General features: G+C 65.1%; 13 protein-coding genes and 1 tRNA gene. 9 read left to right on the plus strand and 5 right to left on the minus strand.

Annotated features, from left to right (window positions below; all coding sequences use genetic code 11):
* Positions 1-117 precede the first annotated feature (117 nt).
* Complete coding sequence (locus NGM06_RS05840) at positions 118-1,329, plus strand: RNA-guided endonuclease InsQ/TnpB family protein (RefSeq protein WP_254269374.1); 1,212 nt, start codon at positions 118-120, stop codon at positions 1,327-1,329.
* 102 nt (positions 1,330-1,431) lie between these two features.
* On the opposite strand, the gene NGM06_RS05845 is transcribed toward NGM06_RS05840, so the two are convergent.
* Positions 1,432-1,881, minus strand: a complete 450-nt coding sequence (locus tag NGM06_RS05845) for a GNAT family N-acetyltransferase (RefSeq protein ID WP_254269375.1) — start codon at positions 1,879-1,881, stop codon at positions 1,432-1,434.
* Positions 1,882-1,992: 111 nt separating this feature from the next.
* On the opposite strand from NGM06_RS05845, the gene NGM06_RS05850 reads away from it, so the two are divergent.
* A complete protein-coding gene (locus NGM06_RS05850; protein ID WP_254269376.1) occupies positions 1,993-2,367 on the plus strand; it encodes a cupin domain-containing protein in 375 nt (124 codons plus the stop codon).
* Positions 2,368-2,384: 17 nt separating this feature from the next.
* Here NGM06_RS05850 and NGM06_RS05855 read toward each other — a convergent pair whose 3' ends face one another.
* A complete protein-coding gene (locus NGM06_RS05855) occupies positions 2,385-2,555 on the minus strand; it encodes a hypothetical protein (protein ID WP_163523098.1) in 171 nt (56 codons plus the stop codon).
* A 270-nt stretch (positions 2,556-2,825) separates the two neighbouring features.
* Here NGM06_RS05855 and NGM06_RS05860 point away from each other — a divergent pair, with 270 nt between their 5' ends.
* The 4 genes from NGM06_RS05860 (at position 2,826) to NGM06_RS05875 (ending at position 7,369) form a co-directional block, all read left to right on the plus strand.
* Positions 2,826-4,880: a DEAD/DEAH box helicase gene (locus tag NGM06_RS05860; RefSeq protein WP_254269377.1), complete on the plus strand. Its 2,055-nt coding sequence runs from the start codon at positions 2,826-2,828 to the stop codon at positions 4,878-4,880.
* A gap of 151 nt (positions 4,881-5,031) precedes the next feature.
* Entirely contained in the window at positions 5,032-5,331 is a 300-nt protein-coding gene (locus NGM06_RS05865; protein ID WP_254269378.1) for a HalOD1 output domain-containing protein, read from the plus strand.
* Positions 5,332-5,389: 58 nt separating this feature from the next.
* Complete coding sequence (locus tag NGM06_RS05870) at positions 5,390-7,231, plus strand: SLC13 family permease (RefSeq protein ID WP_379793277.1); 1,842 nt, start codon at positions 5,390-5,392, stop codon at positions 7,229-7,231.
* A gap of 65 nt (positions 7,232-7,296) precedes the next feature.
* A tRNA-Pro gene (locus NGM06_RS05875) sits at positions 7,297-7,369 on the plus strand.
* A gap of 266 nt (positions 7,370-7,635) precedes the next feature.
* Here NGM06_RS05875 and NGM06_RS24120 read toward each other — a convergent pair.
* Positions 7,636-7,764 (minus strand): hypothetical protein, encoded by a 129-nt coding sequence (locus NGM06_RS24120; RefSeq protein WP_256567999.1) that lies wholly within the window; start codon positions 7,762-7,764, stop codon positions 7,636-7,638.
* Positions 7,751-9,274 (minus strand): aldehyde dehydrogenase family protein, encoded by a 1,524-nt coding sequence (locus NGM06_RS05880; protein WP_254269379.1) that lies wholly within the window; start codon positions 9,272-9,274, stop codon positions 7,751-7,753. Before NGM06_RS05880 ends, NGM06_RS24120 begins: the two co-directional genes overlap by 14 nt.
* 186 nt (positions 9,275-9,460) lie before the next feature.
* On the opposite strand from NGM06_RS05880, the gene NGM06_RS05885 reads away from it, so the two are divergent.
* Complete coding sequence (locus NGM06_RS05885; RefSeq protein WP_254269380.1) at positions 9,461-10,180, plus strand: helix-turn-helix domain-containing protein; 720 nt, start codon at positions 9,461-9,463, stop codon at positions 10,178-10,180.
* A 27-nt stretch (positions 10,181-10,207) separates the two neighbouring features.
* On the opposite strand, the gene NGM06_RS05890 is transcribed toward NGM06_RS05885, so the two are convergent.
* Positions 10,208-11,035, minus strand: coding sequence for a proline dehydrogenase family protein (locus tag NGM06_RS05890; RefSeq protein ID WP_254269381.1), 828 nt, complete (start codon positions 11,033-11,035; stop codon positions 10,208-10,210).
* Between the two features lie 194 nt (positions 11,036-11,229).
* Between NGM06_RS05890 and NGM06_RS05895 the strand changes: the two genes are divergently transcribed.
* On the plus strand, positions 11,230-12,528 hold the full coding sequence (locus NGM06_RS05895) for an ABC transporter substrate-binding protein (RefSeq protein WP_254269382.1): 1,299 nt from the start codon (positions 11,230-11,232) through the stop codon (positions 12,526-12,528).
* A 7-nt stretch (positions 12,529-12,535) separates the two neighbouring features.
* Positions 12,536-13,432, plus strand: coding sequence for a branched-chain amino acid ABC transporter permease (locus NGM06_RS05900; RefSeq protein WP_254269383.1), 897 nt, complete (start codon positions 12,536-12,538; stop codon positions 13,430-13,432).

The following is a 13,432-nucleotide window of genomic DNA, read 5'->3' on the forward strand; positions in this document are numbered from 1 at the left end:
AACAGTGGGGCCGGAGGACTCTCCCCGCCGGATTTCGGAAGCCATCAACGCGTTTAACTTAGGCTTTACGGCCAAGCCAAAGTATTCAAGAGGCCCCCTGAGACACTGACGTACAACGTGGCAGACACCGAGTATTGTAGACGGACGGCAGTCACCGGACTTTCCGTGTCTCCGACGGACGCCACACGGCTTCGGGAGTTGGTCGCGGAGTGGAAACGCGGTTGTCAACTCGCAGTCAACGAGGCGTGGGGTGTCTGTCACACGAGAAGCGAAGTCCAACAGCTCACGTACGACCGCCTGCGCGAGGAGACCGCCCTCGGCAGTCAACACGCGGTACTGGCGACCCACCGCGCGGCCGAGGCCATCAAGCGCGCCCGGAAGCGCGAGGGCCAGAAGCCCGAGTTCACGACGCCGACCGTGGCGTTCGACACCCGGACGATGACGGTGTTCGACGACCGGACGGTCAGCCTCACCACGACCGGCGAGCGCGTCCGGTGCGACCTGAAACTCCCTGCAGACGGCGGGTATCAGTCGCAGTATCTCGACGACGAGGAGTGGGAACCGGCGAAGAGCACGCTCCACTACCGCGACGGGGAGTTCGACTTCCACGTCGGGTTCCGGACGCCCAAGCCCGCCATCGACCCGCCGACGGAGGGCGCGACGGTCCTCGGCGTGGACCTCGGCGTCGAAAACCTCGCGGTCACCAGCACCGCCCAGTTCTTCGACGCGGGCGAACTGAACCACCGCCGCGAGGAGTTCGAGCGCGTGCAGGCGTCGCTGGAGGCGACCGGCACGAGGAGCGCGGCCCGGACCCTGCGACAGACGGGCAACCGCCTCGACAGGTTCGTCCGTCAGCGCCTCCACGAGGTGGCGAACGGCATCGTCGCCGAGGCCGAACGGTACGACTGCGAACTCGTCGCGTTCGGCGAACGGAACGAGGTCGTCGAGATGCTCCCCGAGGCCGGGCCGTTTCAGGAGTGGCTGTTCGAGCGACTCCTCTCGTTCGTGGAGTACCGGGCGGCCGAGCGCGGCATCGCAGTCGTGGAAGTGAACCCGGAGTACACCAGCCAGCGGTGCATGGAGTGCGGGTTCACGCATCCGCAGAACCGGAATCTCGACGAGAACCAGTTCGAGTGCCTGAAGTGCGAGGCGTCGGCCCACGACGACTACAACGCGGCCAAGAACATCGCGTTCCGGTGCGTGCGCCGCGGGCCGCTTTCGTCGCGAGGTCTCGGGGCGGCGGCGTGCGCGCTCCAGTCGGGACTTGTGACTCCCGACGACGGGTTCACGCCGTACGCGGAACTGTCGGAAGCGCCGCGGTCGGACTGATAGACTCTCGTTCGACTCCGTGAAAATCCCTCATCTCGGATAGCAGTCGCCACCGTGCGTGTCCTCACATCGCCATCGAAATTTCTGCGGGGACCCCGCTGATCACCGATTCAACGTCTGTTTGAAGACGTAGCTGGACTTCTCCATGTTCGCGTTCTCGTAGAATCGGTGCGCGTTCTCCCTGTCGAGCCCGGAGGCAAGAGCTATGGTCTCACACTGCCGGTTCTCCGCCCAGCGTTTCAGGTGCGAGAGGAGCTGTTTTCCGTAGCCGCGCGAGCGATGGTCCGCGTCCGTCACGAGGTCGTATACCCACAGGTACCGCCCGTACCACGCACTCATGCGGAGAGACGCGCCAGCGAGGGCGACGATGGTCTCGTCGACGAACAGGCCGAACAATCGGTACCCTTCTATCTCCGTTAACTCGTGGAGGAGTTCGACGAACGAATCACGCGTGAACTCGTGACTCGTGTCTTTCCAGAGCTGTCGCATTACCGGAAACGCCTCTTTCCACTCGTCTTCCGTCTCCAGTTCGTCGATGCGCACGTCCAACATCGTGTCGAATACGTATCGCTCGAAAAGTAAAATAATACCAACGGAAGTCCGCCTACTTCTCGTCTCGCCTTTCGACGCAACCTTTTACCACTCGCCCGCGTAGCCTCGGACATGAGCCAGCAACCCAAGCCACTGATTCGCCGAAGCGAGGACGTCGAGTACGAAGCGGTCGGCGCGGCCGACGGTATGCGGAAGGGCGTCCTCATCGACGAGAGTCGCGGCGCGCCCAACTTCGCCATCCGGCGGTTCGAACTCGACCCCGGCGCGGAGGTACCCGAACACACGAACGAGGTCGAACACGAGCAGTACGTCCTCTCGGGCGAGTACACGGTCGGAATCGGGGACGAAGAACATACCGTCAGCGAAGGCGATTCGCTGCTCATCCCCGCGGGCGTCGTCCACTGGTACCGCAACGAGGGCGACGAACCGGGCGCGTTCATCTGCGCCGTGCCGAACGGCGACGACGAGATAGAACTGGTAGAGTGAGCGCCACCGTTTAGAAGCTATTCGTACTCCGGAAGCGAGACGAGGGCCTGAATGTCAGCGGAAATCCACGCGTCGGCGGCCGACTCGTCCTGCATTCGGACCGTCGGCGTGCCGTCCGCGTCGTCTATCTCAAGCGTCACTTGCTCGTCGAACCGCTCAGGTAACCGCGTGTTGTGTCTCCCCCTCATAGTTAGTCCATCTGGTCGCGGTCGGGGCTTACCACGATGGAGTCTTTGTTATTTGCCGGTTGCCGCGGAGTATCGCGAGAATAACGGCCACGTCCCGTCCGTTATTGCGAGCTTAACCACCGGTATGGCCGCGTTTCCTCGCCTTTCCCCCGCCACGGTCGAACTCCCGTCGCGAACTACAGTCCCGACACGAGTCGCGGACGGCGCGCGAGGGACGACCGAATCCGCGGTTCCGAACTGCTCAAATACCGCGAGCTATTACCGGATAACGTGTCGAAGCAGGTCCCACAGGTGGACGCGCTGTTCCTCCACGAGTCGTCCGGTCACTACACCGCGGTCGTGAACCGGGACGGCGAACGCGTCTTCCGAGCCAAACTCGAACTGCAGGAGACGAGCGCCGGGCCGCGGCCCGGCCGGTTCCGCATCAAGCGCGGGACGAGCGAGGAACCGCGAAGCCCCGACGAGTTCGTGGAAATCGCACGCAGAGCCGACCGCATCCGCATCTCTCAGCAGACCTCCGCGGCGGGCCGCGAGGAGCTACAGGAGATGCTCGACGCCTACCAACTTGACGCCAAGGCCGTCCGAACGTGCCGATTCTGCGCGTCGAGCGGCCACTACTCGCCCATCACGAGCGAGACGGCTATCGACGCGGGCAGCGAGTACATCTGTCCCGACTGCGCGAAAGAGGAGTTGGAGCGCGAACTCTCGTTCCGCGGCGACATGACCCGCGAAGCGCAGGACCGCCTCGAAGACCTCCTGCTGGACGTGCAGGACCTCGAACGCATCACGAACCTGCTGAAGGGACAACTCGACCCCGACCTCACCAAGTTCGACGAGATAAGCGCCAACGTCGAGGACGTGGACAACATCCGCGTCGATTCGCTGAACCTCCATCCGGGCATCCAAGACCTGCTGGAACCCCGGTTCGAGGAACTGCTTCCCGTCCAGAGCCTCGCGGTCCAGAACGGCCTGCTCGACGGCGATGACCAACTCGTCGTGAGCGCCACCGCGACCGGGAAGACGCTGGTCGGCGAGATGACCGGCATCGACCGCGTGCTGAACGGGAAGGGGAAGATGCTCTTTCTGGTTCCGCTCGTCGCGCTCGCCAACCAGAAGCACGAGGACTTCGAGGAGGAGTACGGCGACCTCGTGGACGTGACCATCCGCGTGGGCGCGAGCCGAGTCCGGGACGACGGCCACGCCTTCGACCCGAGCGCCGACGTCATCGTCGGCACCTACGAGGGCGTCGACCACGCGCTCCGGACCGGCCGGGACCTCGGCGACATCGGGACCGTCGTCATCGACGAGGTCCACACCCTCAAGGAACAGGAGCGCGGCCACCGCCTCGACGGTCTCATCGCGCGCCTCAAGCACTACGCCGAGACGCGCGCCAGTCGGCGCGACGACTACGGCGGCGCGCAGTGGGTCTACCTCTCTGCGACGGTCGGCAACCCGTCGAGTCTCGCGGCGTCGCTGGAGGCCAACCTCGTGGAGTACGAGGAGCGTCCGGTTCCGCTCGAACGCCACGTCACCTTCGCCGACGGCAAGGAGAAACCCGACATCGAGAACAAACTGGTCAAGCGCGAGTACGACACCAAGTCCTCGCAGGGCTACCGGGGCCAGACCATCATCTTCACCAACTCCCGGCGGCGGTGTCACGAGATGTCCCGCCAGTTGGAGTACAGTTCCGCGCCCTACCACGCCGGTCTCGACTACGGTCGCCGGAAGAAGGTCGAGCGGATGTTCGCCGACCAAGACCTCGCGGCGGTCGTGACGACGGCGGCGCTCGCGGCCGGGGTGGACTTCCCCGCTTCGCAGGTCATCTTCGACACGCTCGCCATGGGCATCGAGTGGCTCTCCGTGCAGGAGTTCCACCAGATGCTCGGGCGCGCGGGTCGTCCGGACTACCACGACCGCGGGAGGGTGTACGTCCTCGTCGAACCCGACGCGGCGTACCACAACAGCATGGAGATGAGCGAGGACGAAGTGGCGTTCAAACTCCTGAAAGGCGAGATGGAGGACGTCCAGACCCTCTACGACGAGAGCGCCGCGGTCGAGGAGACGCTGGCGAACATCACGGTCGCCGGGAACCAGGCCAAGCGACTCGGCGACCGAATGATCGGCGAAATCCCGACCAAGCACGCCCTCGGCAAACTGCTGGAGTACGGGTTCATCGACGGACTGGAACCCACCGACCTCGGCCGGGTCGTCACCAGCCACTTCCTCGCGCCCGACGAGGCGTTCAAGATTCTCGACGGGATTCGCAAGGACAGCCATCCCTTCGAAATCGTGGCCGAACTCGAACTCCACGGCGAAGAGGAGTGACCCCTCCCGGTGACGCGTGACGACCGTCTCGGACGCGAACCTCCGACTTCGGACCTCGACTCCTATCGCTCGACGCGTCGCCCCTTTTACCGTCAGCGTCTGACGCCAGTCTGACGGGTTTTAATGTACCGGAACATGCAACTTCGTACCGATGGCGACAGCACACGACGACCGGTCGCGTCGCGAACGGTCCGCGGCGTACGAGACGACCCACGACGCAGACGGGTCGGCGGCACTCAGCGAGACGGTAATCGACGCGGTGGCCACCGCTCACGGCGTGGACCCGACCGACTGTGACCTCGAACTCTACGACGCGGTGGACCTCGAAGCCCTCGACGCGCTGTTCGAGCGCCGGTCGTCGGACGGCCACTGGCAGTTCGAGTTCTCCATCGACGACTATCTAGTCGTTGTCACGGGCGACGGTCGCGTCACGGTGTGGGAAAACCGGTAGCGAAGGCCGCGGTCGGCGGTCGTATCTTTTTTGACCTCGCCGCGACTTGTACTCCGACGTGGTACTCTCGCTGACGCCGGGCATCGCTGTCGTCTTTCTCGTCATCCTCGTAGCGCTGGTGCTGTTCGCCACCGAACCCGTCCCCATCGACATCACCGCTATCGGCATCATGGTGGCGCTGATGGTGCTGGAACCGTGGACGCGGGTCTCGCCCGCGGAAGGCGTCTCGGGGTTCGCCAGTTCCGCGACTATCACCGTCCTCGCGATGTTCATCTTGAGTTACGGCGTCCAACGGACCGGGGTCGTCCAGATTCTGGGCCGGAAGATAGCGGCGTTCACGAAAGACGACGAGACCCGGCAACTCGGCGCGACCATCGGCGTCGTCGGTTCCATCTCGGGGTTCATCAACAACACCGCGGCGGTCGCCATCCTCATGCCGATGGTGACTGACCTCGCCCACGAGGGCAACACCTCTCCCTCGAAACTGCTGCTCCCGCTCTCGTACGCCTCGATGTTCGGCGGGACGCTCACGCTCATCGGGACTTCGACCAACATCCTCGCCAGCGACCTCGCGGCCCGCCTCGGCGAGCAGAACCCGGCGGCGTTCGGCGATCTCCACGCCTTCTCGATGTTCGAGTTCACCTCGCTCGGCGTCCTCGTCTCGATAGTCGGCACGGCGTACCTGATGACCCTCGGTCGGTGGCTCACGCCCGCTCGCATCCCGCCGGAGGACGACCTCACCGAGGAGTTCGAGTTGGAGGAGTACCTGACCGAAGTGGTCGTCCGCGGCGACTCGCCGCTGGTCGGTCGGACCGTCGGGGACGCGCTCGCCGACATCGACTTCGACGTGGACCTCGTCCAACTCGTCCGCGGCGGGCAGTCGTTCGCCGAACCGCTCGGTCCCAAGGAGATTCAGGCCGACGACATCTTCGCGGTCCGGACCGACCGCGACACGCTCCTCGACCTCATCGACGCCGAGGGGTTGGCGCTGGTCCCGAACGTCGACGTGACCGAGGAGGAACTCGAAACCGCGAACGAGGAACGGAATCTGGTGGAGGTAGTCGTCGCGCCCCGGTCGTCGCTGATGGGTAAGACGCTCGCGACTGCGAACTTCCGCGAGCGCTACGACGCGACGGTCCTCGCGCTCCGGCGCGGTCCCGAGTTCATCCGCAAGCGCATGGACCACGCCGAGTTGCAGGTCGGCGACACCCTGCTCGTCTACGCGACGCCCGACAGCATCTCGCGTCTGAACGTCAACCGCGACTTCATCGTGGCCCAAGAGGTCGAACGACCCGATTACCGGGAATCGAAGATTCCGCTCGCGGTGGGTATCGTCGCGGCCGTGGTCGCGCTGGCCGCCCTCGACGTGCTCCCCATCATGGTCTCGGCGCTCGCGGGCGCGCTGGTGATGGTCGTGACGGGCGTCCTCGAACCGCCGGAGGTCTACGACGCCGTGGAGTGGGAGGTCATCTTCCTGCTCGCGGGCGTCATCCCGCTCGGCATCGCCATGGAGGAGACCGGCGCGGCCAACCTGATCGCCGACCTGCTCGTGCTGTCGGCCGACTTCTTCCCGCCGATAGCGGTCCTCGGCCTGTTCTACGTCGTGACGGCGGTGTTGACGAACATCGTCAGCAACAACGCCAGCGTCGTGCTGATGATTCCGGTGGCCGCGGAGGCGGCCGTCCAACTCGACGCCAACGCCTTCGCGTTCGTCCTCGCGGTCACGTTCGCGGCTTCGACGGCGTTCATGACGCCGGTCGGCTACCAGACGAATCTCTTCGTCTACGGGCCGGGCGGGTACAAGTTCACCGACTACGTTCGGGTGGGCGCACCCCTCCAAATCCTGTTCGCTATCACCACGACGCTCGGTATCGCCGCGATATGGGGCGTGACGCCGTGACGTATCTGGGACGACACGCCACAAACGAAATCCTTTACATACACTGGCGCGCTACTAACTGGTGCGGGACCGTGGGGTAGCTTGGTATCCTTTCGGCCTTGGGTGCCGATAACCCCGGTTCAAATCCGGGCGGTCCCATGCCGTCTAAACACGACTGTTTTGCGGAAATTTCGATACTGTGAACACCTGATGCTGGCAGTGTGGAGTACTCCGGATAGAGCAATAGCCGCCGCTCGTGGTCTTTCAACAGACGGAGTAGGTCAGTCAGCGGTGACCACACGTGGAAACCACGCGGGCTGAAAGGTACTGCTGACCGTGCCGTCTACGTGTCCATTTCGCGTATCGACACAAAACACCTCCGATCCGCGGATTCGGAGTCGGGCCGCGGCCGCGACTACTCCGCTTCAGTCGGCACCCTGCACCCGAACCCATCCGCACTGCTCGCAGGTCTCGATTCCGGTGCGGAATCGGACCGCGGCGTCGCACTGCGGGCAGGGCGGCCGAGACCCGTCGGCGGACTCACTCGTCGTCATCGGTCGTGACCTCGGCCGAGAGACCTTGCGCCATCTCGATGTCCGTGCTGTTGTTCAGCGTCCACGCGGTCCGGTCGGTGACGGCTTCGATGACCTCGCGGGCGCTGGGGTAGCCGTTGCCGGACTTCTTGACGCCGCCGAACGGCAGTTGGACCTCCGCGCCGATGCACGGCAGGTTGCCGTACGCGAGACCGACTTCGGCGTGGTCGCGGTAGTAGTTTATCTGCCGGTAGTTCTCCGAGATGACCGCCCCCGCCAGTCCGTACTCCGTGTCGTTCTGGATTTCGACGGCGCGTTCGATACCGCCCTCGTACTCGAGGAGCGCGACGTGCGGGCCGAACACCTCCTCGTGGGTGCAACGCAGGTCGGCGTCGGGGTCCGCCTCGTAGACGAACGGACCGACCCAGTGGCCGTCCTCGTGGCCGTCGGGAATCTCGTCGGCGTCGAGGTCCGTCCTATCGACGAGGACGTTCACGCCCTCCTCTCTCGCGAGTTCGTTGTAGTTCGCCACCTTCTGGCGGTGGGCCGCCTCGACCAGCGGCCCCATGAAGGTGTCCTCGTCTAGCGGGTCGCCGACCGCGACTCGGGAGGCGGCCTCGACGAAACGGTCCTTGAACTCGTCGTACACGTCCGTGTGGACGACGAGGCGCTCGCTGGAGACGCAGCGCTGGCCCGTCGTCTTGAACGAGGACATCACCGCGCTGTGGACTGCGACGTCGAGGTCCGCCTCGTCGGTGACGACGACGGCGTTCTTCCCGCCCATCTCGCACGCCACCCGCTTGCCGGGGTCGGCGGCGACCGACTCCCCGATGCTGTGGCCGACCTCCGCCGACCCGGTGAACAGCACCGTGTCCACGTCGTCGGACTCGACGATGGCGTTGCCGACGTCGCCGAAGCCCTGTACCATGTTGAAGACGCCGTCCGGGAGACCCGCCTCGGCGAACAGTTCCGCGACGACGTGGGCGCACTCGGGCGTCTGCTCGGCGGGTTTGAACACGACGGTGTTGCCCTCGACCAGCGCGACCGCCATGTGCCAGTACGGAATCGCGACCGGGAAGTTCCACGGCGTGATGCACCCCGTGACGCCGCGGGGCTTCCGGCGCATGTAGGCGTCCTTCGCGGCGATTTCCGACGGGACGATGTCGCCCTTGGGGTGGCGGGCGTCGCCCGCGGCCCACTCGACCATGTGGGCGGCCTCGACCACGTCGGCGCGCCCCTCCGAAATCTCCTTGCCGCACTCTTGGCTCACGATTCTGCCGAGTTCGTCCGTTCGCTCCTTGAGCGCGTGATACACGTCCCAGAGGTACTCCGCGCGGTCGATGCGGGAGAGTTCGCGCCACTCCTCGAACGCCTCGTCGGCGGCCTCGACGGCGCGTTCTACGTCCCCGGGCGTTCCGTGGTAGAACTCGCCGAGCGCTTCGCCGGTCGCGGGGTTCTGACTCGTGAACGTGTCGGAACTCTCGCCGGTGACCCATTCGCCGTCGATGTAGTGTCGGTGTGCGTCTGCCATCGGTGTTCGTGGTGTTCGTCTGGTGGGAGAGCGCCAAATTCCCCCGCCGACCATGGACGGGCGAGGCGTCCGGACCCGTCGCGTCGCGAGTCCGGTCGACAGTCCCGTCCGACGCGTCCCCGACCATGGTCGGGCGCATCCTCGTTGGACCGACACACGCAATAGTGCGTGAGGCCTATATCAGGGATGACTATCGCGGAACAGATACCGGGAACGAGACTGACGCTCGACTTGTGGCATCCGAACTGCTGGGCCATCGAGGCGACCGAACGGACCGGCGGCGGCGTGTTGGCGCACGCGATTTACAACTCCCCGACGACCGAGGACCGACCGTCGTCGGTCAACGGTCTCTTCACGGCCTTCGGCGAGACGGAGGCAGAGGTCGAACGCCTCTTCGACGCCATCCGCGCGTCCGACCGCGCCGGGGAACTGCTGGAACTGCAGGAGCGCTTCGGCCGCGCGCGCAACGCGCCGGGCAACGTGGTCCGGGAGTTCTTCTTGGAGTACGACCCCGACGACATGGTCTGTCCCACGTTACTGGAGAACGGATTCGTCCACAGCGCGCCGGTCCGAATCGAGAACGGCAGGGAGGAGTGGCACGTCGGGTTCGCGGGCGAACGGTCCGGCATCGAGGACGCGCTGCAGACCGTCCGCGAGCAGGCGGGCGCCGAGGTGAGCATCGACTCCATCACGGCCGCCGACGCCAACGGCCGGTCCCCGCGCGACCAGCGACTCGACACGCTCACGACTACCCAGCGGAAGGTCTTCGAGCACGCCCGCGAGACGGGGTACTACGAGTGGCCCCGCGGGACCTCGACCCGCGAACTGGCCGACGACCTCGACGTCTCGAAGACGACGCTGCTCGAACACCTCCGGAAAGCCGAGTCGAAACTTCTCGACCCGTAGCCTCCTCTAGATACCCCCGACCACAGTTCAGCGCCCGACGATGGCCCGCAGCGCGAACAGCGCGTTCGATTTCCGCTCGCGGATGCGGCGGTAGAAGTAGGAGAACCACTTGCTCCCGTAGGGGACGTACTGGTAGACCTCGACGTCCTCGGCGAGGTCGAACTGCGCCCGCTCGCGGACGCCCATCAGCATCTGCACCTCGTAGGGCGTCCCGTGTTCGTCGTGGAGTTCTCGCGCGAGGTCTATCATCGCGGGGTCGTGACTGCCGACGGCGACGCCGTCGTCGAACTCGCGGAACATGAACGAGAGGAGGTCTCGGTACGACTCGTCCACGCGCGCTTTCTTCTTGTAGGCGATTTCCGCCGACTCGTCGTACGCGCCCTTGACGAGGCGCACCTTGCCCGGCACGTCGGCGAGTCGTTCGAGGTCGTCGCGGGTCCGCTTCAGATTCGCCTGCACGCAGACGCCGACGCGGCCGTCCGTCTCGCGGGCGTGTCGTTCGAAAGCGTCCAGCGTCACGTCCGTCGTCTCGTGGTCCTCCATGTCTATCCAGACGAAGCAGTCGGCGGCGTCCACGATTCGCGCGAGGTTCTCCCGGAAGACGGAGTCGCCGACGCCGAGTCCGATCTGGCTCGGCTTGACGGAGATGCAGGCGTCGGACCCCCGGTCGGCGATGGCCGCCGCGAGTTCGACGTACGCGTCGGCGTCGGCGTCCGCGGGCGGGCGGTCCTCGTAGTGTTCGCCGAGCAGATTCAGGATGGCCGCCACGCCTCGGTCGTTCACGCCGTCCACGTGGGTCAGCGCCGACTCGGGCGTCTCGCCTGCGACGAAGTCGTTGGCAATCGGTGGTATCACGACGCACACTAGAGACGCGACCCACCTATACGGGAACCCGACCATAAGTTACAGCGAACGGCCGGTGAGTATAAGTGCTAGTCCCGTGAATACACGAAAACAGCGTTTTCGCGACTTTCAGTTGCTCTACCGGGATGCCCGACCATGGTCGGGCCGGGGTTAACCCCCTCGTGGTACAACTCCACATAGACGTAATGTCACGAAACATCGTGGATATCATCGACCGGCGGACGCTGCTGAAGGCCGCGGGCGGCGCGGGCGTCACCGCGTTGGCCGGTTGCGTGAGTTCGACGGACGACGGGTCCGAGGAGACGACGGAGACCGAAACCGACGGGACGACCGAAACCGACGGGACGACCGAAAGCGGAAGCAACGGCGGCCCCTACGCCATCGGGATGGTGGATTCGCTCACCGGTTCGCTGTCGGCGTTCGGCGAGCGCAATCAGCGCGGGAAGGACCTCGCACTGAAGCGAGTGAACGACGTGGGCATCAACGGACGAGACCTCAAGATAATCGTCGAGGACTCCGAGTCGGAGAGTCAGGGCGGCGTCTCGGCCGCCCAGAAGCTGGTGAACCAGAATCAGGTCCCCTTCCTCATCGGGTCCGTCGGGTCCGGCGTCTCGCTGGCCATCTACGAGAGCGTCGTTCAGGGCACCGACGTCGTCCAACTGAGCCAGAACTCCACGGGACTGAGTCTCACCGACTTCCCCGGTCTGCTCCGGATGTCGCCGACCGGTCGCACCCAATCGACCGCGCTGTCGAACATCATCGCGGACGACGGCTACGACGAAGTCGCCGTCACCTACGTCAACAACGACTACGGGCAGAGCCTCGCCGACGCGTTCGAGCAGTCCTACGACGGCGAGATAGCCTACAAGAACCCCCACGACCAGAAGCAGCAGTCCTACTCGGGCGTCGTCTCGGAGATGAACAGTTCCGGTGCCGACGCGTGGCTGTTCATCACCTATCAGGCGGAGTTCGCCACGATGGTGAACGAGGCCTACTCCAGCGGCTACGAGGCGCAGTTCTACGGTGCCGACTCCGTCTCGGGCGACAACGTCCTCGAGAACACCCCGAAAGGGAGCATGGACGGCATGAAAATCGTGGTGCCGTCGGCCCCGGTTGACCAGGACAACTACAAGGAGTTCGCCAGCGCGTTCAAAGAGGAGTACGGCGAGGAACCGACCGCGTGGTCGGCCTACGCCTACGACTGCGTCGTCACGGCAGCCCTGTCGATTCAGGCCGCCGACGAGTTCACCGGCAAGGCGCTCCAGAAGACCGTCCGCGAGGTGACTCGGCCGGAGGGCCAGAAGGTGACCTCCTTCGAGGCCGCGAGCAAGATTCTCTCCGACGGCGGTGGCGTGGATGACGTGGACTATCAGGGCGTCAGCGGTCCCATCGACTTCGACGAGAACGGCGACCCCGTGGGCTATCTCCAGATTCTCACCGTCGAGAACCACGACTACGTCGGAACCGGCTTCATCGAGTCGTAAGCACCCAATGGCCCTTCTAGAACACTTCGTCAACGGGCTGATATTCAGCAGCATCATCGTCCTCGGGAGTATCGGGCTGTCGCTCGTCTACAGCATCGCCGACTTCGCGAACTTCGCCCACGGCGACACGATGACCATCGGGGCGTACTCGGCGCTGGTCACCTTCGGGGCCGTCGGCGGCCTCGGCGGAGCCGTGTTCGGACTTCCGCTGGGCTTCTTCGTCGCGCTGCTGGTCGGTATCGCCGTGGCGGCAGTCGTCGCCGTCGTCACCGAGAAGGTCGTCTACGAACCGCTCGACGTCGGCTCCATCGGACTGCTGATAACGTCCATCGGCGTCGCCTTCGTCTACCGCGCGGTGATTCAGATGGGGTTCGGCGCGGACTTCACCCGGTACGACATCCGACCGCTCCGGCCCATCGAGTGGCTCGTCCCCTACGGAATCCGCGTCACCCAACACGACGTGGCAATCGCCGTCTCGGCGCTCGTGCTGGTGAGCGGGCTTCACGTCCTGCTCCAGCACAGCGACCTCGGTCGGAAGATGCGCGCGATGGCGGACAACCCCGACCTCGCCCGCGTGAGCGGTATCCGCACCGACCGCATCAAACTGTGGACGTGGATTATCGGCGCCGGACTAGCCGGTGCTGGCGGCGTGTTCCTCGGTCTCTACAACCAGCTCGCGCCGCGGATGGGGTTCGACCTGCTGCTGCTCATCTTCGCGGCAGTCATCCTCGGCGGTATCGGCTCCGTCTACGGGGCGATGCTCGGCGGACTCCTCATCGGCATGATAAACCAGTTGACGCCGGTGCTTCCCGTCGGCATCGAGTACGCCAACGCCATCGCGTTCGTCATCATGGTGGCCGTGCTGCTCGTCCGTCCCAACGGAATCGCACAGGAGGCGACCTGA

Origin of the sequence: Halorussus aquaticus (assembly GCF_024218795.1) — an archaeon.
Taxonomy (GTDB): Archaea; Halobacteriota; Halobacteria; order Halobacteriales; family Haladaptataceae; genus Halorussus; species Halorussus aquaticus.

What these genes read in the sequence shown, in the direction of transcription:
- NGM06_RS05885 (WP_254269380.1), top strand. Translation starts at nt 9,461, where the DNA reads ATGACTATCGCGGAACAGATACCGGGAACGAGACTGACGCTCGACTTG.
- NGM06_RS05845 (WP_254269375.1), bottom strand. Translation starts at nt 1,881, where the DNA reads ATGTTGGACGTGCGCATCGACGAACTGGAGACGGAAGACGAGTGGAAA.
- NGM06_RS05865 (WP_254269378.1), top strand. Translation starts at nt 5,032, where the DNA reads ATGGCGACAGCACACGACGACCGGTCGCGTCGCGAACGGTCCGCGGCG.
- NGM06_RS24120 (WP_256567999.1), bottom strand. Translation starts at nt 7,764, where the DNA reads ATGACGACGAGTGAGTCCGCCGACGGGTCTCGGCCGCCCTGCCCGCAG.
- NGM06_RS05880 (WP_254269379.1), bottom strand. Translation starts at nt 9,274, where the DNA reads ATGGCAGACGCACACCGACACTACATCGACGGCGAATGGGTCACCGGC.
- NGM06_RS05855 (WP_163523098.1), bottom strand. Translation starts at nt 2,555, where the DNA reads ATGAGGGGGAGACACAACACGCGGTTACCTGAGCGGTTCGACGAGCAA.
- NGM06_RS05895 (WP_254269382.1), top strand. Translation starts at nt 11,230, where the DNA reads ATGTCACGAAACATCGTGGATATCATCGACCGGCGGACGCTGCTGAAG.
- NGM06_RS05850 (WP_254269376.1), top strand. Translation starts at nt 1,993, where the DNA reads ATGAGCCAGCAACCCAAGCCACTGATTCGCCGAAGCGAGGACGTCGAG.
- NGM06_RS05900 (WP_254269383.1), top strand. Translation starts at nt 12,536, where the DNA reads ATGGCCCTTCTAGAACACTTCGTCAACGGGCTGATATTCAGCAGCATC.